Source organism: Segatella copri (assembly GCF_026015465.1).
Lineage (GTDB): Bacteria > Bacteroidota > Bacteroidia > Bacteroidales > Bacteroidaceae > Prevotella > Prevotella copri_E.
The window spans coordinates 448,016-473,035 of the sequence record NZ_JAPDUQ010000003.1 but is presented as its reverse complement, the minus strand read 5'-3'; the positions used below and the strand labels follow the sequence as shown (position 1 = coordinate 473,035).

Annotated in this window: 24 protein-coding genes and 2 pseudogenes; 15 read left to right on the top strand and 11 right to left on the bottom strand. The window is 43.2% G+C overall.

Annotated elements, in window-relative coordinates; translation table 11 throughout:
- Positions 1–48 precede the first annotated feature (48 nt).
- From asnB to ONT08_RS13055, 5 genes are all read right to left on the bottom strand, one after another.
- On the bottom strand, positions 49–1,836 hold the full coding sequence (asnB, locus tag ONT08_RS13075; protein ID WP_118201470.1) for an asparagine synthase B: 1,788 nt from the start codon (positions 1,834–1,836) through the stop codon (positions 49–51).
- A 495-nt stretch (positions 1,837–2,331) separates the two neighbouring features.
- The gene (locus ONT08_RS13070) at positions 2,332–3,051 is read right to left on the bottom strand and encodes a hypothetical protein (protein WP_264960153.1); all 720 of its coding nucleotides are present in this window, start codon (positions 3,049–3,051) and stop codon (positions 2,332–2,334) included.
- 201 nt (positions 3,052–3,252) lie between these two features.
- A complete protein-coding gene (locus ONT08_RS13065; protein ID WP_264960152.1) occupies positions 3,253–4,515 on the bottom strand; it encodes an ammonium transporter in 1,263 nt (420 codons plus the stop codon).
- 166 nt (positions 4,516–4,681) lie between these two features.
- Positions 4,682–5,038 carry a P-II family nitrogen regulator gene (locus tag ONT08_RS13060; RefSeq protein WP_264960151.1) on the bottom strand — a complete coding sequence of 119 codons (357 nt, stop codon included), beginning with the start codon at positions 5,036–5,038 and terminating at the stop codon, positions 4,682–4,684.
- Between the two features lie 341 nt (positions 5,039–5,379).
- A complete protein-coding gene (locus tag ONT08_RS13055; protein WP_264960150.1) occupies positions 5,380–7,371 on the bottom strand; it encodes a glucosamine-6-phosphate deaminase in 1,992 nt (663 codons plus the stop codon).
- A gap of 479 nt (positions 7,372–7,850) precedes the next feature.
- On the opposite strand from ONT08_RS13055, the gene ONT08_RS13050 reads away from it, so the two are divergent.
- The 5 genes from ONT08_RS13050 to ONT08_RS13030 all read left to right on the top strand — a co-directional run bounded on the left by ONT08_RS13050 (position 7,851) and on the right by ONT08_RS13030 (position 11,366).
- Positions 7,851–9,011 (top strand): dicarboxylate/amino acid:cation symporter, encoded by a 1,161-nt coding sequence (locus ONT08_RS13050; protein ID WP_264960149.1) that lies wholly within the window; start codon positions 7,851–7,853, stop codon positions 9,009–9,011.
- A gap of 178 nt (positions 9,012–9,189) precedes the next feature.
- On the top strand, positions 9,190–9,591 hold the full coding sequence (locus tag ONT08_RS13045; protein WP_264960148.1) for a C-GCAxxG-C-C family protein: 402 nt from the start codon (positions 9,190–9,192) through the stop codon (positions 9,589–9,591).
- Between the two features lie 8 nt (positions 9,592–9,599).
- Positions 9,600–9,800 carry a 4Fe-4S binding protein gene (locus ONT08_RS13040; protein ID WP_117587763.1) on the top strand — a complete coding sequence of 67 codons (201 nt, stop codon included), beginning with the start codon at positions 9,600–9,602 and terminating at the stop codon, positions 9,798–9,800.
- Positions 9,801–9,819: 19 nt separating this feature from the next.
- Positions 9,820–10,398: a 4Fe-4S binding protein gene (locus ONT08_RS13035; RefSeq protein ID WP_118086052.1), complete on the top strand. Its 579-nt coding sequence runs from the start codon at positions 9,820–9,822 to the stop codon at positions 10,396–10,398.
- Between the two features lie 41 nt (positions 10,399–10,439).
- Entirely contained in the window at positions 10,440–11,366 is a 927-nt protein-coding gene (locus tag ONT08_RS13030) for a LysR substrate-binding domain-containing protein (protein ID WP_264960147.1), read from the top strand.
- Positions 11,367–11,402: 36 nt separating this feature from the next.
- Here the strand turns inward: ONT08_RS13030 and ONT08_RS13025 are convergent, their stop codons facing one another.
- Positions 11,403–12,542 (bottom strand): DUF418 domain-containing protein, encoded by a 1,140-nt coding sequence (locus ONT08_RS13025; RefSeq protein WP_117587765.1) that lies wholly within the window; start codon positions 12,540–12,542, stop codon positions 11,403–11,405.
- Between the two features lie 254 nt (positions 12,543–12,796).
- Between ONT08_RS13025 and ONT08_RS13020 the strand changes: the two genes are divergently transcribed.
- The gene (locus tag ONT08_RS13020; RefSeq protein WP_117587766.1) at positions 12,797–14,098 is read left to right on the top strand and encodes an ATP-binding protein; all 1,302 of its coding nucleotides are present in this window, start codon (positions 12,797–12,799) and stop codon (positions 14,096–14,098) included.
- Positions 14,099–14,134: 36 nt separating this feature from the next.
- Here the strand turns inward: ONT08_RS13020 and ONT08_RS13015 are convergent, their stop codons facing one another.
- Positions 14,135–14,746 (bottom strand): HAD family hydrolase, encoded by a 612-nt coding sequence (locus ONT08_RS13015; RefSeq protein WP_259301881.1) that lies wholly within the window; start codon positions 14,744–14,746, stop codon positions 14,135–14,137.
- A gap of 469 nt (positions 14,747–15,215) precedes the next feature.
- On the opposite strand from ONT08_RS13015, the gene ONT08_RS13010 reads away from it, so the two are divergent.
- Positions 15,216–15,662, top strand: a complete 447-nt coding sequence (locus tag ONT08_RS13010) for a DUF6078 family protein (protein ID WP_264960146.1) — start codon at positions 15,216–15,218, stop codon at positions 15,660–15,662.
- A gap of 234 nt (positions 15,663–15,896) precedes the next feature.
- Entirely contained in the window at positions 15,897–17,978 is a 2,082-nt protein-coding gene (locus ONT08_RS13005; protein ID WP_264960145.1) for a VapE domain-containing protein, read from the top strand.
- A 565-nt stretch (positions 17,979–18,543) separates the two neighbouring features.
- Here the strand turns inward: ONT08_RS13005 and ONT08_RS13000 are convergent.
- The 3 genes from ONT08_RS13000 to ONT08_RS12990 are packed head-to-tail and all read right to left on the bottom strand — an operon-like array spanning position 18,544 to position 19,486.
- On the bottom strand, positions 18,544–18,750 hold the full coding sequence (locus ONT08_RS13000) for a DUF3791 domain-containing protein (RefSeq protein WP_006848384.1): 207 nt from the start codon (positions 18,748–18,750) through the stop codon (positions 18,544–18,546).
- Between the two features lie 2 nt (positions 18,751–18,752).
- The gene (locus ONT08_RS12995; RefSeq protein WP_118141023.1) at positions 18,753–19,238 is read right to left on the bottom strand and encodes a DUF3990 domain-containing protein; all 486 of its coding nucleotides are present in this window, start codon (positions 19,236–19,238) and stop codon (positions 18,753–18,755) included.
- Positions 19,238–19,486, bottom strand: coding sequence for a DUF3791 domain-containing protein (locus tag ONT08_RS12990; protein ID WP_264960144.1), 249 nt, complete (start codon positions 19,484–19,486; stop codon positions 19,238–19,240). Before ONT08_RS12990 ends, ONT08_RS12995 begins: the two co-directional genes overlap by 1 nt.
- Before the next feature lie 667 nt (positions 19,487–20,153).
- Between ONT08_RS12990 and ONT08_RS12985 the strand changes: the two are divergent.
- A pseudogene (locus ONT08_RS12985) lies at positions 20,154–20,276 on the top strand (ATP-binding protein); the annotation flags it as partial.
- 127 nt (positions 20,277–20,403) lie between these two features.
- Here ONT08_RS12985 and ONT08_RS12980 read toward each other — a convergent pair.
- A pseudogene (locus tag ONT08_RS12980) lies at positions 20,404–20,754 on the bottom strand (IS982 family transposase); the annotation flags it as partial.
- 637 nt (positions 20,755–21,391) lie between these two features.
- Here ONT08_RS12980 and ONT08_RS12975 point away from each other — a divergent pair.
- From ONT08_RS12975 to ONT08_RS12950, 6 genes are all read left to right on the top strand, one after another.
- Positions 21,392–21,544, top strand: coding sequence for a hypothetical protein (locus ONT08_RS12975; RefSeq protein WP_264960143.1), 153 nt, complete (start codon positions 21,392–21,394; stop codon positions 21,542–21,544).
- Between the two features lie 72 nt (positions 21,545–21,616).
- Positions 21,617–21,961, top strand: coding sequence for a type II toxin-antitoxin system RelE/ParE family toxin (locus ONT08_RS12970; protein ID WP_264960142.1), 345 nt, complete (start codon positions 21,617–21,619; stop codon positions 21,959–21,961).
- A 2-nt stretch (positions 21,962–21,963) separates the two neighbouring features.
- Complete coding sequence (locus ONT08_RS12965; RefSeq protein WP_264960141.1) at positions 21,964–22,296, top strand: helix-turn-helix domain-containing protein; 333 nt, start codon at positions 21,964–21,966, stop codon at positions 22,294–22,296.
- Positions 22,297–22,310: 14 nt separating this feature from the next.
- A complete protein-coding gene (locus ONT08_RS12960) occupies positions 22,311–22,964 on the top strand; it encodes a DUF488 domain-containing protein (RefSeq protein WP_264960140.1) in 654 nt (217 codons plus the stop codon).
- Between the two features lie 12 nt (positions 22,965–22,976).
- The gene (locus ONT08_RS12955; RefSeq protein ID WP_264960139.1) at positions 22,977–23,303 is read left to right on the top strand and encodes a DUF488 domain-containing protein; all 327 of its coding nucleotides are present in this window, start codon (positions 22,977–22,979) and stop codon (positions 23,301–23,303) included.
- Between the two features lie 114 nt (positions 23,304–23,417).
- The gene (locus tag ONT08_RS12950) at positions 23,418–24,704 is read left to right on the top strand and encodes an IS1380 family transposase (RefSeq protein WP_264958933.1); all 1,287 of its coding nucleotides are present in this window, start codon (positions 23,418–23,420) and stop codon (positions 24,702–24,704) included.
- The last annotated feature ends 316 nt before the right edge of the window (positions 24,705–25,020 follow it).

Below are 25,020 nucleotides of genomic sequence, written 5' to 3'. Positions count from 1 at the left end.
ATTTTTATTACTTAAATATGAAGTACAAAGTGATTCTTCACTCTTCACTTATTTATACGCCTGTTCGTGAACTCCCGCCACGGCTCTGCCGCTAGGGTCGTTCTGGTTCTTGAATGAGGCATCCCAGGCAAGGGCTTCGGCTGTAGAACATGCTACGCTAGGCACACTAGGTACGCTCTTGGCAGCGCTGTCGCTTGGGAAATGCTCGGCGAAGATAGAACGATAATAATACTCCTCCTTATTCTGTGGAGGGTTGATAGGGAATCGCTCAGCAGCATGCGCCATCTGCTCATCGCTGACGGCAGATGCGGTAATCTGCTTCAGGGTATCAATCCATGAATAGCCCACACCATCGGAGAACTGTTCCTTCTGTCGCCATGCCACTTCTTCTGGAAGCAAATCGGCAAATGCCTCACGAACCACCTTTTTCTCGATGGTCTTATCCGGACACATCTTCAAAACCGGGTTCATACCCATCGCTACATCCAGGAACTCCTTGTCGAGGAAAGGCACACGGCCCTCGATGCCCCATGCAGCCAAACTCTTGTTGGCTCTCAGACAATCGTAGAGATAGAGTTTACCCAACTTTCGTACGGTTTCCTCATGGAATGCCTTGGCATCCGGTGCTTTATGGAAATAGAGATAACCTCCGAATACCTCGTCGGCACCCTCGCCCGAAAGCACCATCTTGATACCCATACTTCGGATGACTCTCGCTAAAAGATACATCGGGGTAGATGCACGCACAGTGGTAACATCATAGGTCTCGATAAAATAAATGACATCACGGATAGCATCCAGACCTTCCTGAATGGTATAGTTGATTTCGTGATGCACGGTTCCGATGTGCTCGGCTACCAACCGTGCCTTTGCCAGATCAGGCGCACCCTTCAAACCAACAGCGAAGGAGTGCAGACGTGGCCAATATGCCTTGGTCTCTCCCCCATTCTCTACACGGGTAGAAGAATACTTCTCAGCTACAGCAGAGATGACAGAAGAATCAAGACCACCACTGAGAAGGACACCGTAAGGTACATCGCTCATCAACTGGCGTTTGACAGAAGCTTCGAGAGCATCATGGATTTCCTTTACCGCAGCTTTCTCCTGAGGTTCAGCATCCTTCAGCTGTTCTTCAGCCTTCTTGGCATCATCTATCTGATATTTTTTCTGCATGGCAGCATACTCAAACCAATCGCGTGTATAGTAACGCTTCATGCCAGGGTTCTTGCTATAATAATAATGGCCCGGGAGGAATGGCTCGTAGTGGTCGCACTGACCTTCCAGAGCCTTCAACTCGCTTGCCACCAGCACTTTTCCATCCTTATCATAACCAATATAAAGAGGAATAACACCGATAGGGTCGCGGGCGATGAGAAACTCATCACGTTCGGCATCGTAAAGGGCGAAGGCAAAAATACCGTTCAGCTCTTCAAGCATCTTGGAGATACGGGCGTGGAGCGCATCCTCACCTTTATATATTAAGGAATCAAAGTCGGAATCTGCTCGCATCTCACGATAGAGAGAAAGAATCACCTCACAGTCGGAACCGGTCTGATACTGGTATTTGCCGGCAAAACGAGCACGGATGTCCTGATGATTATAAATCTCACCGTTTACGGCAAGCACCTGTTTTTTGTCTGGTGCAAACAAAGGTTGGCGACCACTTTCAGGGTCTACAATACTCAGACGCTCATGTGCCAGGATAGCTGAACCACCACAGTAGATTCCACTCCAGTCTGGTCCGCGATGGCGAATCTTCTGGCTCATACGAAGCGCTTGCTGTCGCAATTCAGGAGTCTGCTCCTGAATATTGAAGATAGATACGATTCCACACATAAATCTTTTCCTTTCTTTTCTTTTACGGTTATTTTTAACTCTTGTTCTCTCTTATTCACCTTGGCATGTCCAATCCATTCTTTTAGGAGCAAACCAAGCAAAAGCAAAGTTTAAAATTACTTTTTGCTATGTTTCGGGTGCAAAATTACAACTTTTTGTTAGAATAAAGAAAAGATTAGTAGCATTTTGTCTTTACTTTATCACAACAATAACATATTAACGCATATTAGATTAAAACATATGATAAACTGAAAAGAAAAATATACTATTTAATTACAATTTGTAAAATACAATCATTTTTAAGATAAACAAAGCGTATCCAGGGCATATTATACGCTCATAGATATGCAGTAAAACATCCAGGGCATTATACACAGTTTCTTACCCCCATATCATACAAAGAAATGCCGATAGCTCTTTGACGGAACTATCGGCATTTAAAATAAAAACTGAAACCTACCAACGTAAGATTATATCGAAAAACCTAAGAGCCTATTATGGCTGCAAGGTAAAACCTACTACCAGGTAAGCTTTTTCGGTGCTAGGGTTAGCAGCTACCTGAGCGAAGACTGGAACAGAGAAAGAATCTGTAATCTTCAAATCCTTGGTAGCTTTCAGTGAAACATTGGTAACTGCAAAACCATTGGCATCACCATAGAAAGATGTTGCAAATGGAACTGCGCCTATACTTGCTGCCCAATCACAACCGCCCAACTTGAATGGGGCTGTAGCCTCAACATATGAAGAATAAGCACGGTCACCATCCTTATTTAATCCATCATTGCCTGCAAAGTTGGTGTACCAGTTCAAGGCAACTGGACCAAAGTCATAACCTACGTTTGTCTCAAACACATGAGAAGTTTCATGTGCCTTATAGGCGAAATACTTCTCGTTAGGAGAGTTGAACCAGTAATCGGTTACACCGATATGGAAGCCACCGGTTTCATAAGCCAAGGTAAGGTCAAATTCCTTAGTGTCGTCTGGTTTAGAGACACCTACACTTCCCCAAGCTGTCAGAGACAAACCCTTGTAACCAATACAGAGTGTTGGCTGCAAAGAGACTTCTCCCAGTGACTGACCACGCCAATAATACTGGTTTACAACATCTGCAGCGATGGTAGTTTCAACCTCATCCTGAGCAGAAGCTGCAGGAGCAAAAGCAACCAAACCGAGTGCAAGGGCACCCATCTTCTTTATATCAAAAATCTTCTTCATATTCTCTCTTTTTAATGTGATACTTCTTTGTTTTTTAAAGTTTCGGCAGCAAAGGTACTGCAAATCGAAGACAACACAAAATAAATTGCGATTTATTTATATTGTTGAGATGCAGCGTACATTATTCAATGGCACTAATAAAACTCTGCTCGCCAAAACTTCTGCTGAAAAATCTTTCTCGCTCGTTATATGAAAGCATCTTTAGTTGTAGCAACTCTCACCATGCTCGTAGATATCGAGACCTTCTTCCTCGATTCGCTTATCAACACGGAGACCAGCAATCTTCTTGACACCCCAGAAGAGGATGATACCTGTTACGGCTGCCCAAAGGTCGATGCAGAGGATACCGAAGCACTGAGCACCGAAGAATCCGAAGCCACCACCATAGAAGGCGCCACCATCAAGGGCGAAGAGACCAGTCATCAAGGTACCGAAGATACCGCATACACCATGTACTGAACTTGCGCCAACAGGATCATCAATATGAAGTACGGTATCAATGAACTCGATAGAGAATACCAAGATGATACCTGCCAAGAGACCGATGATGGCTGAACCCAATGGACTAACCAAGTCGCAACCAGCAGTAATGGCTACCAAACCAGCCAAGATACCATTCAATGTCAATGAGAATGATGGCTTGCCATACTTGATCCAAGATGTGAACATGGTACCCAAACCACCGCAGACTGCAGCCAGGTTGGTGGTAAGGAATACGTGACTGATAGCAACACGGTTAACCTCACCAGAAGCAGCGAGCTGAGAACCAGGGTTGAATCCGAACCATCCGAACCAGAGGATGAATACACCAAGAGCAGCAGCCATCAGATTGTGACCTGGGATAGCAGTACTCTTACCATTGCGATACTTACCAAGACGAGGACCTAAGCAGATAGCACCAACCAAGGCAAGTACACCACCAACACTATGTACGATGGCAGAACCTGCGAAATCATGGAAGGCTGCACCGAAGGTGTTCATCATGAATGAGCCTGCCTCGCTGTTGCAAAGCCAACCGCCACCCCATGTCCAATGACCCTCTACAGGGTAGATAATCAATGAAATGAAGAATGAGTAAATGCAGTACATGGAGAACTTGGTACGTTCTGCCATAGCACCTGAAACGATGGTAGCACTAGTAGCGCAGAATACGGTTTCAAACATCAGGAAGCCTTCAGTAGGAAGACCGGCTGCATTTGTATAGAAAGACAAATCGCCGAAGTTAGGCATACCGATGAAACCGGCGCCATCGCTACCAAACATAAATCCGAAACCTACGAACCAGAAGAGAACAGAACCGACCATGAAGTCGACAAAGTTCTTAAACAAGATGTTCGCTGTATTTTTACTACGGGTAAAGCCCGCCTCGCAGAGGGCAAATCCCGGCTGCATAAAAAAGACCAACATGGCTGCCAAGAGCATCCATACGGTATCTACTGAAATTCCTAAATCCTGTACACTCATAATCTTTACCTTTTAAGAAGGAATGTTAAATGTTAAGTGTTAAATGTTAAGTTAGCATACGTCCACTTAGCACTCGATACTCTCACCTAACTCCCAAACATTCCGATTTTACTATTAATTCATCCAATTCAGTTAACATTTAACATTAAACACTTAACATTAAATATTATTTCTCCTGCTCAGCATTATAGAGAGCGATATCGCCTCTTTCACCTGTACGGATTCTTACGGTATCCTCTACAGGAATTACAAAGATTCGACCATCACCAATCTCGCCTGTACGGGCAGCCTTCTGGATGGCATTAATCGTTTTCTCTACGTTCTTGTCGCGCACGACAACATTCAGCAACACTCGCTCGATACTACTGGTATCATACATAACACCACGATAGATTCGAGCCTGTCTCATCTTGCCCTCTCCTCTTACATCGTAGTAAGAGAACCACTCGATGTCGGCGGCAAGCAAAGCTTCTTTTACATCCTCAAACTTAGTCTTACGGATGATTGCTTCAATCTTTTTCATGTCAATCTCTCCTATTAATTAATTTACATTTTGTTTATTTTCTGGTGCAAAGGTACGACATTTTGCTCAATATTTCAAAATATTACTTGCTTTTTGATGTTAATATTTTAATTTGCTTATTGTTTTGTATAGTTCTTTTTGAAATACAGAACAAAATGAAAGCAAATTACGCATTATTCGTTTCATTTTGAAACAAGCCATAAAAAAAACGCTTGAAAGGCCTAAATGACCCCTCAAGCGGCAAACCTAAAAACAAACTCTCAACCCTAAAACTAGGGTCACTTTATTATTTACTGAACTTTCGCATACCAGGAAGTTCAGTTAAATATATTAATAAGGTATTACAATGGCTTGTACTCCACGAAAGCCTCCATGGCCTCATAGCATGCCAGACCCAACTGGTCGTAGAGCGATGCTGTAGCACGGTTACGGTCCTCGGCTCTCTGCCAGAACAGGCGCTCATCATTACCCAAGAAAGGAGCACTCTCCATCTGCGACTGATGCTTGAGGATAGAGTTACGCTTTGCCCGCAACTCCTCAGGGCTCAAAGGAACACACATTTCGATATTCTCAATCTCCCATTCTGCCCAGGCACCACGATACATCCAGATGCGACAGTCCTTCAACCATTCTGCACCCGCTTTCTTCTCTTCGTCGATAGCTGCCAGAACGGCATCAGTACACTTCTTGTGGGTTCCGTGAGGGTCAGCAAGGTCGCCGGCAACATAAATCTGATGCGGCTGCACCTTCTGCAACAGCGCTCTCACTATCTCCACATCCTTCTCGGTCATTGGCAACTTTTCTATCTTGCCGCTCTCATAGAATGGCAGGTCGAGGAAGTGGACATGGTCAAGCGGAATTTCATTATAGGTACAAGCGATACGAGCCTCACCACGCCGGATCAGTCCCTTGATGGTCAGGATATCTCTCGTATCGAAGTCACTTTCCTTCTTCTTGGCAAAGAAGGTCTTGATTTCCTTATATTTATTAGAGATGATGCTGTCTTTTGAGTCTGCAAAAAGCTGGTTGAAGCCATTGATAAAGTGCATGAATCTTGTTACTTCCTCATCACCCACAGCAATGTTTCCTGATGTTTCGTAAGCTACATGCACATCGTGGTTCTGCTGTACCAGTCGGCGGATGGTTCCTCCCATAGAGATAACATCATCATCTGGGTGTGGAGAGAATACGATAACCTTCTTAGGGAATGGTGTTGCACGCTCTGGGCGATAGGTATCATCGGCATTCGGCTTACCACCTGGCCATCCGGTAATAGTATGCTGCAAATCATTGAAAATCTTGATATTGGCATTGTAGGCAGAACCATAGAGTGCCAGAAGTTCGCTCAGTCCGTTCTCATTATAATCCTTATTGATCAACTTCAGGATAGGCTTACCGAGTTTCTGGCAGAGCCATACCAGTGCCGAACGCACCAGTTTATCACTCCACTGGCATGAAGTTACGAGCCATGGATGCTCGATACGCGTCAGATGGTGAGCAGCACCCAGGTCGATGACAACATGAGCATTCGGATGAGTCTGAAGGAATGATGCCGGCAGAGTATCTGTGATAGAGTTCTCTACCACCTTCTGCATAATCTCTGCCTTCTCTTCGCCCCAGGCTGTCAGATAGATGCTCTTGGCTGAGAGTAAGGTAGCGATACCCATGGTGAGCGAACATGGAGGAATGGTTTCCTTGGTCTGCTCACTGTTCTCCATCTCTTCGCGAGAGGTATTGCCGATGAGGATGATACGGGTCATCGACTGGATGCCCGAACCTGGCTCGTTGGCTGCAATATTACCCGAACGGCCTACACCGATGAGGGCTACATCGAGACCACCAAAGGTCTTGATACGCTGCTCATAAAGACGGCAACTGTCCTGTACGGCATCCTGTGCCACAAAACCATCCAGTGTAAAGATGTTCTGCTCAGCCACATCCACATGATTAAGGAAACGATCCTTCAACTGGTTGATGGTACGGAGAGAGCTGTCCTTCTGGAGCGGATAATATTCGTATGCATTGAATACAACAACATTGCGGAAGCTCAGGGTCTTCTCGTTGTAACGGCGAACGAGTTCATCGTATACAGAATAGAGAGAAGAACCGGTGCCCAGCGCCATCACATAGAATTTGCCTTCCTGCTGTGCCGTCTTGATACCAGTTTCTATTTTATTAGCTACATGACTGGCACCTTCTGCCATAGAGGCAAAGATATCTGTATGAATCTTCTCCATTCTGGAGATTTCAGAGTATTCTACAGTCGTCTTTGGCTTGTAGAACTCTACAGGTACTTTATTGAGTACGATTTGTGAACTAAGATTGAGTCTCATATCTTTATCTATATTTACTGAGCCCACTTTAAAAAGGGGCATATTTTGAATCCAGCATGACCAGTGTGGTCATTCTGAGTGAAACATAGCAATTGGCTCCGCAGGTGAATATCTTTCGAGAAATCGCTTTGAAAGAGCCGAAAGCTTCTCTGACAGACCCGAAAAGGGCAAATATCGATCTTTGAAGCACGACTTCCTAACTGCATTGAGGGAGCCGTGAATATATCTAACTGAGGATTCGGATCTTTCTTTTTAAACATAGTCATTCTGTTTGATGGTGTAAAGATACGAAAAATATTCCAGATTACGGCATAAATCAGAGATTATTTTCGTGAAATATAAACATTTTAAACAGGCCTTACTTTTTAAAGTGGGCTTTTTCCTGGTTATTCGTTAGAAAAAGTATAATCTATAACCAAAATACTTGGAAAAAAGTCAGAAATATCGTACCTTTGCAGGCAAAAAGCAATTTTACGAATATGAAAAGAATCAAAATGCCACTCTTGGCAAGAATCATCATTGCCATCCTGTTGGGTGTAATCTTCGGCAATTTCTTCAATGAAGCGGCCGTCAGAGCGTTTCTCACCTTCAACGGCATCTTCAGCCAGTTTCTGGGCTTTATGATACCGCTCATCATCATCGGTCTCGTTACGCCAGCCATTGCCGACATCGGTCACGGAGCCGGAAAACTCCTCCTTGGCACTGTGGGCATCGCCTTTGCCGACACCATCCTGGCGGGTCTTCTTGCCTATGGCACAGGCTCGGCACTCTTTCCTAACATGATTGCCAATTCTACCCATGTGGCAGTAGATAAAGTGGAAGAACTCAAACCCTTCTTCGAAATCAAGATACCTGCCATGGTAGATGTGATGAGTGCCCTCGTTTTCTCGTTCATTGCCGGACTGGGCATTGCCCACAAAGGCAGCCGCACCATGCAGAACGTTTTTCAGGAATTCAAGGAAATCGTATCAGGTATCATTGCCAAAGTCATCATTCCCCTACTGCCCCTTTATATCTTCGGCATCTTCCTGGGCATGACTTTCTCCGGCGAAGCCTACCACATTCTGCTGGTCTTCGCACAGATTATCCTCGTGATTCTCGTACTTCATATCGTCATCTTACTTTACGAATATCTGTTGGCTGGCGGCTTGTCCCACAAGAATCCTTTTAAGCTGTTATTCAACATGTTGCCATCCTACTTCACGGCACTTGGCACATCATCATCAGCAGCCACCATTCCGGTAACTCTGAAGCAGACCTTGAAAAACGGCGTCACCGATGGCATTGCCGGATTCACCATTCCGCTCTGTGCCACCATCCATCTCTCGGGATCAATGATGAAGATTACCTGTTGTGCGCTCACCATCTGTCTCATCAATGGTATGCCGTGCAATCTCCCCCTCTTCCTCAACTTCATCTTCGTGCTTGCCATCTGCATGGTAGCAGCTCCGGGAGTTCCGGGAGGAGCCGTCATGGCAGCGCTAGGTCCGCTAGCCTCAGTTTTAGGTTTCAATGCTGATATGCAAGCACTTATGATAGCCCTCTATATTGCGATGGACAGTTTCGGCACCGCCTGCAATGTAACCGGCGATGGCGCCATTGCTATAGTCGTGGATAAGATATTCAGAAAGGATAAATAAAAAATAAAGAGGTGTGTCATAAGTCCATGACACACCTTTTTTTTTCAAAAAGCCACAATAGATACCATCTATCAACTTATAGCCAGAATCTTTCGTTTATCTATAATAAAAGTATTATCTTTGCAGCCGAAATCAAAATTACAAATAAGAAAATAAAAAAACAAAGAGAAAAATGACAATGGAAACAAGAAAAGAAATAGCAGCAGAAAAGAAACGTTGTGGCTCACATAATTGCACACAGGCTGTGCTCTGCACCTACCACGACTTCACCGGTATGGACGAGGAAACCATCAAGAACGCTGGCAATGCCTTTGCTGCAGGTATGGGTAACATGGAGGGAACCTGCGGAGCCCTCGTTGGCGCTGGCATCGTACTTGGACTCGCAACACAAGACAAGGCGAAGTCTATCAAGGGCATGAGAATGATAATGGATAAGTTTAAGCAACACAATGGTGCCACACAATGCAAACTGCTGAAAGGTGTGGGCACAGGCAAGGTGCTTCGCGAGTGTCCGCTCTGCGTGGCTGATGCATCTGAATTTCTGGAAGAGATACTGGAAAAAGAAGGTATTCAGAAGTAAGTAACAATATGGCTAAGTATAAAGCAATTAACGAGCAAAACCGCTGCGTGGCATGTGGTGTTTGCGTGAAAGTATGTCCTAAGGATGCCATCAGCATCTACAAGGGATGCTATGCCCAGATAGATGAGGAGAAGTGCATAGGCTGCGGCATCTGCGAGAAAAACTGTCCGGCAGGAGTAATCCATAAAGTTTTAAGACAACCCGTTTAATTTCATCAAATTGATTCGCATGGCAAAACAGAAAAATAAGAAATGGAGTGATTACCTGTGGCTCGTATCTGCCACCTATTTCATCCTCGGATTCTTCAATATCGTGTTCGCATGGCTCGGAGTCATCTGTTTTCTGATTCCGCTGCTCATGGCCATATTCGGAGGTGGAAAGGGATATTGCAACAACTATTGTGGACGAGGACAACTCTTCCTGCAAATAGGAAACACCCTGGGATGGTCGCGCAAGAAGGCGGCACCAAGATGGTTCTCGTCTAAATGGTTCCGCCATGGCTTCCTCCTGTTCTTCATGTTCTTCTTCATACAGATGATCATCCTCACCACAATGGTGGCAAAGGGCACAGAAGATCTCCATCAGACCATCCACCTGCTATGGACCTTCAACGTGCCATGGCATTGGGCTTACCCGGTAGAGATTGAGCCATGGAAGGCGCAGTTTGCCTTCGGTCTCTACGGCATCATGCTCACCTCGCTGATTGTGGGCGTTCTGCTCACCATTATCTATCGTCCAAGAACCTGGTGCGTGTTCTGTCCTATGGGCAACATGACACAGCTGATATGTAAACTCAAAGCAAGATAAATTAAAGCAAGATAAATTAAAGCAAGATAACTCAAAGCAAAATGAATCTGCAACAACTCAAATATATCGCAGCAATCAACCGCTTTCGCAACTTTGCGAAGGCGGCAGACTCGTGCAATATTTCCCAACCCACACTCAGCGCCATGCTGCTGAAGTTAGAAGAAGAACTCGATGTGCGCATCTTCGACCGCACCAACAAACAGGTAACACCAACGAGTGCAGGAGAGAAAATCATCCTTCAAGCTAAAAAGACACTTTTGGAGCTAGAGAAAATCACAGAACTCGTGGCTGAAGAAAAGAACCAGATTGGCAAATCTCTGTCTCTCTCCGTAGGTCCCTCCATTGCTCCTTACATTCTTCCCAAATTCATCAAGCATTACAGAAAAGATTATCCTGAAGTAAACCTCTCTATTCAAGAGATGAAATCAGAAGAAATGTTTCATGTTTTGCAAGATGGAGAAATAGATGCTGGCATTGCCATTTCAGACCTGCCTCGTAAAGGAATACTTGAGATTCCGCTTTACACAGAACGCTTTTATGTATATTTATCGGAAGACTGCTGGCGCAAGCTGCCCGTGTTCAAGCCAGAGAATCTGGAACATGAGAACATGTGGATTATGAAAGAAGCACAATGCCTTCGCGATAGTGCCTTCTCCTTCTGTAAAGCAAGGAGCAAAGGGCACCACATCTATGAGTCAGGCAGCATAGAAACTTTAATTCGCATCGTGGATGAGAACGGCGGGTTCACCATCATTCCAGAGATGCACCTCGAATTCCTAAATGAAGCACAACGCAAGAATGTAAGAAAGATAGAAGGAGATTATCTTTCCCAGAGACGCATCTCCCTATACATTAGGGAAGACTATATCAAAGAACGGATGCTTAACACCATCATCAACAGCATGAAAGAATTTATGCCAGCGCAGATGATGAATGAAGGCAACTGGAAATATGGGATAAGACTGTAAAACTGGAGACTCCAGTTTTACAGTAAACTTGAAAATTTAGAACTTAATCCAGGTCAGCTTCTTCCAAATTCCCTCGAAAGGACCATGGGAGTGATACTTGAGCCAGAGGTTGGAGAAGAGGCATTGCACTACCACCATGGCAATACCCACAAAGAAGGCATAGGTGATGCCGAGTTTCGTCTGGAGATTGAAGCCATAATAAGCAAACAGTCCACAACCGATGATAGACTGGAGAAAGTAGTTGGTCAAACTCATCTTGCCAAACTGGCGCAGGAACGACAATCCCTTTCTGAACCATTCCTTTCCGTACCACAACAATACGAATCCTGATACTACAAACGAGAGGATGAAGAAGTTGTAGATAGGATAAAGCCAATTGTTCCATGTTTCCATGTGGCGCACATCAGCTATGCCTCCCACAATCAATACCAGGATGGAAACCGCCAGCACCTTCTTCCACAAAGCCAGGTTGTTGTTCTCATTGTAGAACCAACGCTTTCTACCCACCAGCATTCCGAGTACGAAAAGGCAGATGGTCTGCGTATGTCTTCCCTTCATCAGGCACCAGTAATAGGTAGCCACCTGTCCGTATCGCAGGTTGCCATAAGCATTCTCCAGGAAACTGCCGTGCTGATGACCATGATACATGTTTCCATACACCTCTCCCAACGACGATGCATCTACCTGCCATCCGGTAATGAGGGAGTAGATTTCTATCGGCTGGATAAAGAGAAAGGCAACCACCCACCAGAGCCATTTGGTAGGAAGATAACTCAATGGGATGAGAACCAGTCCATAGATGGCATAGGAGAAGAGGATGTCGCCATCAAAGAAGGCGGTGTTCACGATACCGAGCATTGCCAGGAGGAACATTCGCCAGGCGAATCTTCCAGAAAAGCAATTTCCCCGCTGCTGCTGGTTATCATTCATAATAAAGAAGCTCAATCCGAAGAGCAGAGCAAAGATGCCATACATCTTTCCCGACAGCAGCAAAGCCAGCACATCTGCCATCCAATCATCACAACCCAGCGTATAAGCATGCGCTATGCTTCCATCGTACATATTGAAATGCTCCACAGAGTGATAGAGAATAATACCTGCTACGGCCAATCCTCTCAAGGCATCAGCCACGTCAATACGACTGTTTTTCAGTCCTAATGTCTTGTAAAAATTCATTTTGATATTATTTGTTAGTTATTATGAGCCCACAAAGGTATAACATTTTATTGGAAAAAGCGAATAAACCTCAATGTATAACAAATATTAAGTTTTAAAGGAAAAAGAGAAAAAGTCGGCCTTTTCCTTGGTTATTCGTTAGAAAAAGTGTATCTTTGCTCCGCTATTCGTCAGAAAAAGCGTGAAGTTCATACGATTATTCGTCAGAAAAAGTGCAGAATTCATACGATTATTCGTTAGAAAAAGTGTAAATCATGGAAAGAAGCATCTATAACAAACTCGTAGAATGGAAGAACAAGCAAAACCATAAACCTCTGATTCTCAACGGAGCAAGACAAGTAGGCAAGACCTATATCCTGCAAGAATTTGGAAAAAGAGAATATAAAAAACTTGCATTCTTCAGTCTCGACAGAAATCAGAAGGCAGCAGAAGTGTTTGAAAAAGGCGGCACAACAGCTGATATACTGATGGCACTCTCCGCCATCAGCCAGGTAGATATTACCCCCAACGATACACTTATGGTACTCGATAAGATACAAGATTGTCCTAAAGCATTAGAAGCTTTAAAGTTCTTTTGCGAGGATGCTCCTGATATTCATATCATCGTGGCAGGATCCCTGCTGGGAATATCACTCCATAGCGGGGTATCATATCCAGTAGGAAAAGTAGAAGAGCTGCGCCTCTACCCGATGAACTTCATCGAATTCCTCGATGCCATGGGAAAAGCGAAACTGGCAAGCATCCTGAAAGAAGGAAATTGGAACGTCATCAATTTACTGGAAACAGAATTGATCAGCCTGCTGCGACAATATTATTATGTAGGAGGAATGCCAGCCGCCGTACTCGCCCATGTAGAGCAGAAGGGACTGCAGGAAGTCCGTTCCATCCAAAAGCAGATTATACAAGACTATCGCCGAGATTTCTCGAAGCACGCACCAGATAGAGAAGTGCCTCGCATTAATATGGTGTGGGACAGTATCCCTGCCCAACTTGCCAAAGAGAACAAGAAGTTCATCTATGGAGCCGTGAAGAAAAGTGCCAGAGCCGCAGATTTCGAACTGGCCATCCAATGGCTGATAGATGCAGGACTGGCATATAAGGTTCAGAGAGTCAATACCCCACGCCTCCCTTTCAAATTCTATGAAGACCTGAACGCCTTCAAACTCTTCATGCTCGATGTGGGACTGATGGGAGCGATGGCAGAGACTTCAGCAGAATCGATGCTGGTGGGCGATGGCATTTTCTCTGAATATAAAGGTGCCTTTACAGAACTATATGTCTTCACCCAGCTGAAAAGCCAGGATATTCCATTATACTATCATGCTGTGGATAACTCCACAATAGAGATTGATTTCCTGACCCAATGGCACGACAGGGTTATACCGATAGAAGTAAAGGCAGAGGTGAACGTTAAGGCGAAATCTCTCAGAACATTCATCACCAACAATCCGCAACTGAAGGGACTTCGCTACTCCATGCTTCCCTATAAGGATCAAGACTGGATGATCAACGTTCCGCTCTATGCCTGCCTGACACCATTTGACAAATCATTCTGATGCCTTTTAATAAAAGCTTCGATTCTGACATTTCCGTCAGAATCGAAGTGAAAGCCAATCATCGAACTTCACGTTCTGGAAGGTATGGATGCCCAGTTTCTCGGCAGCCTCACAGTTTTCCTTCAGATCATCGATGAAGAGGGTTTCATCGGGATGGATGGTCGCCTGCCTGATTACCACCTCATAGATGTGGGCATCAGGTTTTGCCAAATGCATTCGCTGAGAGAGGAAACAGTGCTCGAAATAATCCTCTACCCCATGGTTCTGATAAAGAAAGAGATGCTCCACGCAATAATCCCAATGAATATCAATGGTATTGCTCAAGAGGAAGAGACGATAACCAGCCTTCTTCAACTGCAGGAGTCGCTTCTTTTTCTCATCAGGAATCTCCACCAGCATCTTGTTGGCAGCATCGATGATTTCTTCATTCGTCACATCAGCTCCTGTCAACTCACGGGCTGCATCGCAGAATGCTTCGGTGGTAATCATTCCCACACCCAGTTTGCTCATCAGCTTCATCCCTTCACTCTCGGGATTCGGATTAGCCAGTTCCCCCATTCCTATCGCCTTGAAAGCCCCGATGCATCCTTCCGGATTGAGCTTCACCAAGACATTACCCAAATCAAATATGATATTCTTGTATTGCATAATCTATACCTTATTTTAAATTTCACTTTTAATCTTTAATCAGATACTTACTGCAAAAGTACTGTAAATTCGGGAGAGAACAAATGATTTCAAGAAGTTATAACAAGAATATAACATTTATTAGTAAAAGAGGAAAGCCTATGTATGAGAAATGTTTTTCTAAAACTATTGCCACTATTGCCACACTTCAAGTTAACCAATTGGTTTTTAGATATTTAAGCGTTGCAACAAGGGCATTTTCTATTATCACCTATTGCCACACTCGGACGAAAAACGGGGGATTCTCAGCGAAAAAGCAGAGGAAGACTTATTGTTTTCGCAGAAAAACATTAAAAAAGTGGAGGAAAAGGCTTGCGGTTTCGAACATTTTTTTGTATTTTTGCAACCAACAGGAAAAATTCCTGCCGATTCCACCTAGAAGCTTGCGACTCCTGTGAAACCACTTTATACACATTTAACCCAAAAACCAATGACACAAGCAGATTTAGTCAGACTCTACTTTAACAAAGAAAATGCTTACAACTCATGGGACTATTGCTTCAACCAGCAATGTCCACTGGCTCTGGAATGTGCACACTATCTGTCCGTAACCTACAAAAAACCGGAACAGACCAAAGGCTACGCCATCTATCCCGATGCCTACCACGACAACAAGTGCGAACATTTCCTGCAGCTGCAGATGGTGAAAATGGCATACGGCTTTATGAATATTCTTGAAGAACTGAAGCGTAAAGACGAAGCCAGTTTCAGAGTACACATGACTTCCTACTTCGGAAGCAAGACTTCATACTATCGCTATAAATTAGGACAGACAGGACTCGTGTCTGAACAGCAGCAGTACGTGCTGAAATGGTGCCAGCAACATGGATACACCAACATGAGGTTCGACCGCTATGCAGAAGAGGTCAGCTATTAACAGCCGCACGCCGATAAAGATTTTAACCCACGTACATGGTCACTCGTACCCGTGTATATGAGTATCCGTACCCATGTACACGGGTACGGATGACCAACACGATGAGCACGGATGACCGAGACGACGGGCACGAGTGCCCGGCATAGTCGGGCACCCGTGCCCAACGCCTTGGGCAAAGCTGGGCAAAGCCATCGACAAACCTAAGTATCACCCTATCAACAAATTAGCAGAAATATGAAGTTTACTATTACAAGAATCAACAAGCAGAACAAGTTGATGGTCAGTTCGAAAACCGTAGAACGGTTTCTGGAGCGCATCGCTAAAGATGATGCCAAGCTGAGTGTCACCAATTTCAGAATGAGTGTGCCGCTCATGGAGGCCGACTACCAGTACTACAAAGGCATCAAGGAATGGCAGCACGTTTATCCAGCCGCAGAATTCAACAAGGATGAAAGCGGCAATCTCGTCTTCCAGAAATCAAACGGGCTGGTGATGCTCCACTTCATCAACCTCATGTCAGACCAGGAAAAAGATGCCGTCAAGAAGACGGTCAGTCTACTGCCGATGACCTTCGCTGCCTTCGAAGGAGCCGACGGCAGAAGCCTCATCGTGCTCGTAAGCATCTGCAACGAAGAAGGAAAAATCCCGACAAAAGAAGCCGACGCCGACTTACTCTACCAGTCTGCCTACGAACAGGTAAAAACGCTCTACCAGTCGCAGGTACAGGCAGCCATCAAACCAGAAAAACCATCATTGGCATCCAACTTCATGCTTACGCTGGATGCCTCTCCTTATTATAACAGCAAGGCTGTGGCGATGCGCATCTCCCAAAATATGAAGAAGGTAGCCTCAGCCCCTAAGAATGTAGACGACCTGAAGACATACGATGACTATGAGTTTCTTTACCGCAAGGCAGCAGAAGAGACGAAGGAAGAGATGAAAAAAGCCAACATCTCATGGCAGAACGATGAAGACCGGTTCCTTGCCGGTTTCTCAGCCATCGCCATCAAGCTCTGCAACATGGGCCTCAGCGAAGAAGAAGCTTTCATCCATATCCGCCGCAACAACTGGGGACATGTGACAGAAGAGAAACTCCGCCAGATAGTGGGCACCGCTTACGATACCCATTCCAAAGACAGGAAGACGGAGAAATCAGCCTCAGGCAGAAAAGGCCGTGCCGAAATTCTGCAGATGATCAGATACCTGGAGAGCCGGTACCAGTTCCGTTACAATACCGTGATGAAATATACCGAATACCGTCCGAACAATTCATGGGTTGGCGATTTCAGACCGGTGGATGCCCGTGTGCAGAAAAGCATGACGCTGGATGTTCAGATAGCCGACATCCACGTAAGCATCAAGGATGTAAGGAATTTTCTAGAGTCAGACCGCATTAGAAACTATAGTCCAATAGAGTCCTATCTCTATGACTGTCTGGGAAAATGGGACGGCAAGGACCGCATCCGTGCCCTGGCACGAACCGTACCCACCAACAATCCTCATTGGGAAGACTGGTTTTACACCTGGTTTCTGGGAATGGTTGACCAGTGGCGCGGCATGTATCGCCGTCAATATGGCAACAGTACCATGCCGCTGCTCATTTCCAAGCAAGGTTACAACAAGAGCACCTTCTGCCGCCGTCTCATCCCTACCGAATTATCGTGGGGCTTCAGCGACAACATGATTCTGTCAGAAAAGCGTCAGGTATTGCAGGCGATGTCACAATTTCTGCTCATCAATCTCGATGAGTTCAATCAGATTTCACCACAGGTGCAGCAGGGATTTCTGAAGAATCTGCTGCAGTTGCCTACGGTGAAAATCAAGCCGCCATACGGAAGTCATGTACAGGAATTTCCTCGTCTAGCCTCCTTCATCGCCACGAGCAACATGACCGATATTCTTTCCGACCCATCCGGCAACCGCCGTTTCCTGGGAGTAGAACTGACGGGACCTATCGATGTGAGTGGCAGACTGAACTATGAGCAGCTTTATGCGCAGGCGATGCAAGCTCTGGAGCGTGGTGAAAAATCCTATTTCGACGCCAAGGAAACCGCCATCATCATGCAACATAACAGACAATTTGAGCAGATTTCCCCTATCAAGCAATGTTTTCTGCAGGTTTTCGAGCCTGCAAGTACCCCGGAAAATGGCGAATATCTGATGGCAGCCGCCATTTTCGATATTTTGAAGCAGAAATTCGGCTCTTCTCTCCAGGTTTCGAGTATACAGAAATTGGGCAGAGAGCTTCAGAATATAGAAGGTTTGAAGAACCGGAGAACAAGATTTGGTACTGAGTATCTGGTAGTTAGAAAATAACCTGCTCACTTTCCATCTCATTCCCTTATAAAAAGAGTGTGGCAATGCGTGGCATTAGGTGGCAACAGAAATACCGCTTACTGCCACGCATTATTCACTTATAATCAGATAGTTAAATGCATTGGTGACAGATGTGGCAATAAAACAGAAAAACATTTTCGTATAAGAATCATAAAGGTAGGAGTAAACCACTTTTTGCTTTACCATTTGCATGTATTGACAATTGTGCCGAAATCATGAACTTCATTTCACGACTTCATCTACTTCATTTCATGAGTTCATCTACTTCATTTCATGAGTTCATCTACTTCATTTCACGAGTTCATCTACTTCATTGAGTTGACACATACGGCTGCGGTGGCTGAAGGAGACGACTACATTAGCTGAAGGAGTCGAATGCAGTGGCAGAAGGAGTCGAATGCGATAACTGAAGGAGTCGAATGCGATAGCTGAAGGAGACACATTTGCACATTATTACATAAAGATAGCACCTTGACCGTACTAAACATACAGTCAAGGTGCTACAGTACAAATAATCTTCCTCCTCTAATGATCCATCGTTTTGCTATTGCTTATTCCTTAGCTCTTCTATCAAGTCATTTACAATATATGTATCACTCATTAGATGCAAGCCAAGTTCTTTGTCATGTAACATACGACAAACATCAGAGTCATAGAATATCTGTAAAGCTCTGTCGGTTGATATATGTAACGTATCAGCTAGTTGCTTTATGATACGAGCGATTTTATTCCATAATAAAAAATCCAACATAATTATATCCTTTCATATGATTTGAATTGTAAATACTTATCAACTATCTCCTGGCTTAAAATGCAAATCTGATAGTTGGGCTTGTGATAAACCAACTGGCGAAGAGTATGTTCAACATCTGCATAGCCATTGATATAGGCTTCTACTGCATCAATTACACGGTCGTCAGCCACTCCTCCTTCAATGATGTCATACCCACTCCAAGGCTGCTTTCCTTTTCTGCTGTCAACAATGAAGTCGAGCCATTCCTTATCGTAAGCATCAAATCGTTTTACCTTGCAGTCTTGTGGTATAGCGAACTCATAGGTGTTCACTATAGCTTGCTTGGCTCGTCTGATGGTCTTGATACGGACAGCCCATTTGGAAGCTTGTTCAAACAAAGGCGTAAGATAGAAGCCTGGACCGAAATCCAAGTCCTTTCTTCCAATGCTTACTAAAGGATGCTCAACAATGACATTTGAACCATGATATAATATTTGCTTTTCCATTATTCTTTTCTTTCCCAATTTTTAAGAGCTTCGACCACATCACTTGCCACAGCTTCCCGGCTCTCGGTATGTAGAGTGTCATAGCAATCTTGAATGAGACTTTTGATTAGCCCCACCTTATCCAATCGCTTTCTCATTTCAGACGGCGATATACCCATTTTTTGTGCTGAAGCCTCGATGGCCAACACCGTAAAGGCGAGGCGTTCGAACTCTGGGTCACTTTTCAGCAACAGTTCTCTATCTTCCATTCTTTACAAAATATTGTATTTAAATGCAAATATAAAGATTTTCTCTGATATTCCACTCAATTTCGGAGTTAAATAAAGAAAAATAGACTGATTTTGCTAATTTCTCTACTGATAATGGAAGAAAAATCATCAGCTACGAAATTGTCAATCAATTCTTCAAGACTGATTTCTTTGGTAGAATCGCCAGATTCTGAAAGACTCATTGTCCTCATTTGACAATATCGGCGAACAGGTACCATCATAGCGCACCAATCGGTACCAAAAAGATGTTAAGTTCTGCTCATGTAAAATAATAACCGCCTATCTTTGCAGTAGAGTTTTAAAATTTATATAGATATGGCACAAAGTAATGTAAACATGAGCAAATTAAAACGTTCATTTCAAATGCTAGCGGCAAAAATACCGCAACGCACCATTTGCGAGCAACTACACATGGGACGTGGCGTACTGAACCGCTACAAGCCAGCGTTCAATGATGCAGCCGTGGAATGGGTCGCCTACTACGATACATCCCTCCAAACCTGCAGGATTCGCACTCCCAGGGACAAAGGTCCAGTCGAGGGTCTCGTTCAAAAGGCATACAATGCCGCCTACGCTCTGCTACATGACGAGGTGTTTTACAATCTACTGAACAACTATAGCGTGCCATACCAGTATGTCGGGCAAAAGTATGCTCCAAATCCTAGAAGAGAGATACGAGAGAAAGTCCGTCATTATCGCCTCGCAGCTTCCCATTGCCAAATGGTATGATTACATAGGTGATCCTACCTTGGCAGATGCCATAGCAGAACTGGAATCTTGGTACCGCTTGCAGTGATAGCATGGTACCGATTACAACGCTACGTGTGGTACCGATACAGCGCTAACGTCACATAATCCCACATTATATAAGACACAGGATTTTACTGGTGTGCCCATAATTCCGCTGTGAATTTTCGGCGGTCATTAAATTGACGTCGAGAAATCAGGTTTGGCATTTCAGTCTTATACTCCTTCAGTCTGTCGAACAAGTTGTTTTCACTGTCGATACTTAGATGCTCAGCAGTTAAGCTCAAAGCAACAACTTCGAGGTCTGAAAAACGTGGTACGACTCCTGGGCGAGGAATATTTCCTAGCTCATTAACTAAATTTATGGAGAAATTCTTGCATATCTCAAGAATTTTTACGAAATTTGCATACAAGTTGTGCATAGCGTGAAATATTATAACTTTATGTTTGGACACCACAAAGTTACTAAAAATCAGCGAGATGCACAACTTTTTCTCCATAAAATATACTAATTTTTAGGCGAATTTTAATTCCGCCAACGAGTATAGGAATACATAGGGAAAACAGTGGGGTTTGTAATCCCCCTATCTATCAACAGCAGTCTTGATTGCTGCGGATTGCAAATCCGCAGCAAGCTAAAATAGGTTAGGACATTTTTAACGCCGGATTACAAATCCGGCGGGACGCAAGAGGGCAACAACTCGCCTGTTAGCATCAGCTGTGTGCATTTTCAAAGCGTTACAGTTTGTAACGGTTTCATTTCCCATAAACTCTTCATAAAAGGGAATGCGTTTAAAGCTTTTGCCCTTACAAGGAGCAGGGTACACAAATTATTGAATACTAACATTTTAAACATTATATTGTGCAAGTTATGGCATTTTCATTGTGCAAGTTGAGGCATTTTTGTTGTGCAGGTTGTGGGATTTTCATTGTGCAAGTTGTGGATTTTTCCATCATAAACACAAAAACTACGTTCCTATCTTCTTCATTCTGGGCGGGACGCAAAATCCCACTATTTATCAACAGCAGGCTTGATTGCTGCGGATTGCAAATCCGCAGAACTAAAATAGGTTAGGACATTTTTAACGCCGGATTACAAATCCGGCGGGACACAACGGCTTCAGCAAGAACAAGTCTATGGAGAAGCAACCGGAGTCCGAAGAAGACCCTCTCGAACACCGCACCGACGGCACAGATGCCTTCGATACTCTCTACATCGGCTGCGAGAAGTTCCCACAGTACGATTTATATCCAATTGCTATTGGTGGAGTGAGACAAATGCAAAAGTAAGTTAAAGTTTTCTTATTTTGTTTTGCTGTTTAGAAACAAAACTATATCTTTGTAACCAGAAATTAAATAATAATGAGCGAATATAAATTTAAAGTGGTTTTAATGGATGAAGCCTTGTCATTCGTTCGTTCTTTGCCGTTGAAGGTACAACAAAAAATAACCTACAATTACAAGAAAATAGAACAAGGTGTCATGGACAAGGAACTCTTTAAAAAATTAGAGAATTCTGAAATTTGGGAGTTTCGTACTTTATTCAATGGAAACTGCTATCGCCTATTCTCTTTTTGGGACACAGAAACGGATACTTTGATTGTCGCCACACATGGTATAGTCAAGAAGACACAAAAGACTCCTCGAAAGGAAATAACAAAGGCAGAAGAGATTAGAAAACTATATTTTGAATTAAAACATCAATAGATATGGCACAGATGCATTTAACTCCACTTTCTGAGGTGGTTGATGAAGTTTGGGGCAAGACTGGTACTAAAGAGCGTGACATGATGGAAAAGTTGCTCAAAGAAGAGGTCAATGCCTATTATTTGGGCGAAGCAATTCGTAATGCTCGTAAAGCACAGAATCTTACACAAGAACAACTTGGTGAACGTATTGGTGTACAACGGGCACAAATTTCGCGTTTGGAAAAAGGAAGTAGCACAATTACGCTTCCTACGCTTAGTCGCGTTTTTCAAGCATTGGGTATCGCAACCGCAACACTTGATTTGGGAGTTGCTGGAAAAGTTGCCTTGTGGTAATAAAGTATTTGGATATGATTTTCACAATAGGACATACAATTCAAAGTTTGGATGACTTTTATGATATGCTACAACATTATGATGTTAATTGTATCATCGATGTTAGAAGTATGCCTTTTAGTCAACATGCCCCTCAATTTAACAAAGAATCATTATGCATATATTTGAAGGGCAAAAACGTTTTGTATGCTCATTTCGGAAAAGAATTTGGTGCAAGGCGTGACGATTGCTTACAATATGTACATAATGGCAATGAAAACTTTATGCAAGTAAATTTTGAGTTGGGTGTCAAAACGGACAATTTCAAAGCTGGCATAAATCGATTAGATAAAGCGTTAAGCCAAGGTCGAACAATTGCTTTAATGTGTACAGAAGCTAATCCACTGGATTGTCATCGTTTCTCTTTTATTTCAAGGTATTTGTATGATAACAAATATGATATTATGCATATTATGAGGAATAAAGAAACTCATGAAATACAACTCAAAACGCACAAAGAATTAGAGTCTCGTATGATAAATGAGTATGTTAGAAAAGGAAAACTTTCGGGTGAAGGCGATCTCTTCTCAGAATCAAACGATGAAAAAAAACTGAGAGATGAAGCTTATAGAATTAAGAATCGTGAAATTGGTTATAAACCAATGATGGAAGAAAAAATAATAGATTAATAAAGAAAAGATATGATTACATTATACACTATTGGTTTTACCAAAAAAAGTGCCGAGCAGTTTTTTGAATTGCTCAAGAATAATCACATTTCAAAGCTTGTGGATATTCGAATAAACAATGCTAGCCAGCTTGCTGGCTTTGCAAAGGGAAAAGATTTACAATATTTTGTAAAGCAAATTTGCAATGCTCCTTATGAACATATTGTTGATTTTGCACCAACAAAAGATTTGTTGAGCAAATGGCGCAAAGAAGAAGTTGACTGGAGTCAATATACAAATGTCTATTTAAACCTTCTTCAAGAGCGGTCTGTTATAAATCTAATTTCCGCAACACTATAATTTAATATTTTTTATAAGCACCTGAGCAACAAAAAGTTGCTCAGGATTTTGCCATGTCAGAAATTTCACTTATCTTAGTGTTGCAAAATAAAAACAAACAAAATTCTGAATGACATGGCAAAAGTACAAATAAAATCTGAGAAACTCACTCCTTTTGGAGGAATTTTTTCTATTATGGAGCAATTTGATTCTCTTTTAGCTCAAACAATAGATTCTACCTTGGGATTGAGATGCACATTGTTTGGTTATCAATATAGCGAGATTCTACGTTCTCTGATGTGCGTATATCTTTGTGGTGGCTCATGTATTGAGGATGTTACAACTCACCTGATGAAACATTTATCTCTTCATCCAACTCTTCGCACTTGCAGCGCAGACACCATATTACGTGCTATCGAAGAACTGACCTTTAAGAGCATCACCTATAAGTCTGCTTCTGGCAAATCCTATGATTTCAATACTGCAGACAAGATGAACTGCTTACTGGTCAATGCCCTGCTTGCTACTGGTCAATTGAAATCCGGTCAAGAGTATGATTTTGACTTTGACCATCAGTTCATTGAAACAGAGAAGTATGATGCAAAACCAACCTACAAGAAGTTCTTGGGCTATAGTCCAGGTGTAGCTGTCATTAACGACATGATTGTTGGTATTGAAAATAGAGACGGCAACACAAACGTGCGCTTCAACCAAAAAGAAACTTTGGAAAGAATCTTCAAGCGATTGGAGGCTTCGGAAATATATATTTCTCGTGCCCGCATGGATTGCGGCTCATGTTCGGAGGAAATCGTAGATATGGTAGAGGCTCATTGCAGGTATTTTTATATTCGTGCCAACAGATGCTCTTCTTTCTACGATTCCATGTTTGCCTTAACTGGATGGAAAACTGTTGAAATCAACGGTATTGAGTTTGAGTTGAATTCTATCCTTGTTGAGAAATGGAAAGGAAAACCGTATCGTCTTGTCATACAGAGACAAAGGCGAATAGATGGAGACCTTGACATTTGGGAAGGCGAATATACCTACAGATGTATACTGACTAACGATTACAAGTCGAGTGCAAGAGACATCGTGGAATTCTACAATCTTCGTGGTGGCAAGGAACGCATCTTCGATGACATGAACAATGACTTTGGCTGGAATCGATTGCCAAAATCGTTCATGGCACAGAATACTGTATTCCTGCTTATGACAGCTCTCATCAGAAACTTCTACAAAGCTATTATGCAGAGATTGAAAACCCATGAATTTGGATTGCGTGCCACCAGCAGAATCAAGACCTTTGTTTTCAAGTTCATCTCTGTTCCTGCGAAATGGATTAAGACATCACGTAGGCATGTATTGAACATTTACTCAGACAACAATGCTTATGCCAACCTGTTCAAGACAGACTTTGGTTAAAGACCATGCTTTTCTGGTTAAACCAGCGTATTACCTCAAGTCGCTTTATGGGGTAAGGGGATTTTGTGTCTGCGACATTTCTGTTATGCAAGAAATATGTACAATAAAATGAATTTTGTCGTTTTACAAGCAAAATCCCACTAAACCCTATAGGTTGCGGATTTGAGGATAAAGAAATATGGCATTAAAAATTTTGATAATGCTTGCTTCTTATGTAGTGAAGAAACACCTGAATTCTGTCATCGAAGATTATTGGTGGAATATTTGAAAAAACATTCCACAGAGGAAGTCAAAATTATTCATTTAGTTTAAAATA

Coding starts and splice junctions, on each gene's coding strand:
- asnB (WP_118201470.1), bottom strand. CDS start 1,836: ATGTGTGGAATCGTATCTATCTTCAATATTCAGGAGCAGACTCCTGAA.
- ONT08_RS13070 (WP_264960153.1), bottom strand. CDS start 3,051: ATGAAGAAGATTTTTGATATAAAGAAGATGGGTGCCCTTGCACTCGGT.
- ONT08_RS13065 (WP_264960152.1), bottom strand. CDS start 4,515: ATGAGTGTACAGGATTTAGGAATTTCAGTAGATACCGTATGGATGCTC.
- ONT08_RS13060 (WP_264960151.1), bottom strand. CDS start 5,038: ATGAAAAAGATTGAAGCAATCATCCGTAAGACTAAGTTTGAGGATGTA.
- ONT08_RS13055 (WP_264960150.1), bottom strand. CDS start 7,371: ATGAGACTCAATCTTAGTTCACAAATCGTACTCAATAAAGTACCTGTA.
- ONT08_RS13050 (WP_264960149.1), top strand. CDS start 7,851: ATGAAAAGAATCAAAATGCCACTCTTGGCAAGAATCATCATTGCCATC.
- ONT08_RS13045 (WP_264960148.1), top strand. CDS start 9,190: ATGGAAACAAGAAAAGAAATAGCAGCAGAAAAGAAACGTTGTGGCTCA.
- ONT08_RS13040 (WP_117587763.1), top strand. CDS start 9,600: ATGGCTAAGTATAAAGCAATTAACGAGCAAAACCGCTGCGTGGCATGT.
- ONT08_RS13035 (WP_118086052.1), top strand. CDS start 9,820: ATGGCAAAACAGAAAAATAAGAAATGGAGTGATTACCTGTGGCTCGTA.
- ONT08_RS13030 (WP_264960147.1), top strand. CDS start 10,440: ATGAATCTGCAACAACTCAAATATATCGCAGCAATCAACCGCTTTCGC.
- ONT08_RS13025 (WP_117587765.1), bottom strand. CDS start 12,542: ATGAATTTTTACAAGACATTAGGACTGAAAAACAGTCGTATTGACGTG.
- ONT08_RS13020 (WP_117587766.1), top strand. CDS start 12,797: ATGGAAAGAAGCATCTATAACAAACTCGTAGAATGGAAGAACAAGCAA.
- ONT08_RS13015 (WP_259301881.1), bottom strand. CDS start 14,746: ATGCAATACAAGAATATCATATTTGATTTGGGTAATGTCTTGGTGAAG.
- ONT08_RS13010 (WP_264960146.1), top strand. CDS start 15,216: ATGACACAAGCAGATTTAGTCAGACTCTACTTTAACAAAGAAAATGCT.
- ONT08_RS13005 (WP_264960145.1), top strand. CDS start 15,897: ATGAAGTTTACTATTACAAGAATCAACAAGCAGAACAAGTTGATGGTC.
- ONT08_RS13000 (WP_006848384.1), bottom strand. CDS start 18,750: ATGTTGGATTTTTTATTATGGAATAAAATCGCTCGTATCATAAAGCAA.
- ONT08_RS12995 (WP_118141023.1), bottom strand. CDS start 19,238: ATGGAAAAGCAAATATTATATCATGGTTCAAATGTCATTGTTGAGCAT.
- ONT08_RS12990 (WP_264960144.1), bottom strand. CDS start 19,486: ATGGAAGATAGAGAACTGTTGCTGAAAAGTGACCCAGAGTTCGAACGC.
- ONT08_RS12975 (WP_264960143.1), top strand. CDS start 21,392: ATGGAGAAGCAACCGGAGTCCGAAGAAGACCCTCTCGAACACCGCACC.
- ONT08_RS12970 (WP_264960142.1), top strand. CDS start 21,617: ATGAGCGAATATAAATTTAAAGTGGTTTTAATGGATGAAGCCTTGTCA.
- ONT08_RS12965 (WP_264960141.1), top strand. CDS start 21,964: ATGGCACAGATGCATTTAACTCCACTTTCTGAGGTGGTTGATGAAGTT.
- ONT08_RS12960 (WP_264960140.1), top strand. CDS start 22,311: ATGATTTTCACAATAGGACATACAATTCAAAGTTTGGATGACTTTTAT.
- ONT08_RS12955 (WP_264960139.1), top strand. CDS start 22,977: ATGATTACATTATACACTATTGGTTTTACCAAAAAAAGTGCCGAGCAG.
- ONT08_RS12950 (WP_264958933.1), top strand. CDS start 23,418: ATGGCAAAAGTACAAATAAAATCTGAGAAACTCACTCCTTTTGGAGGA.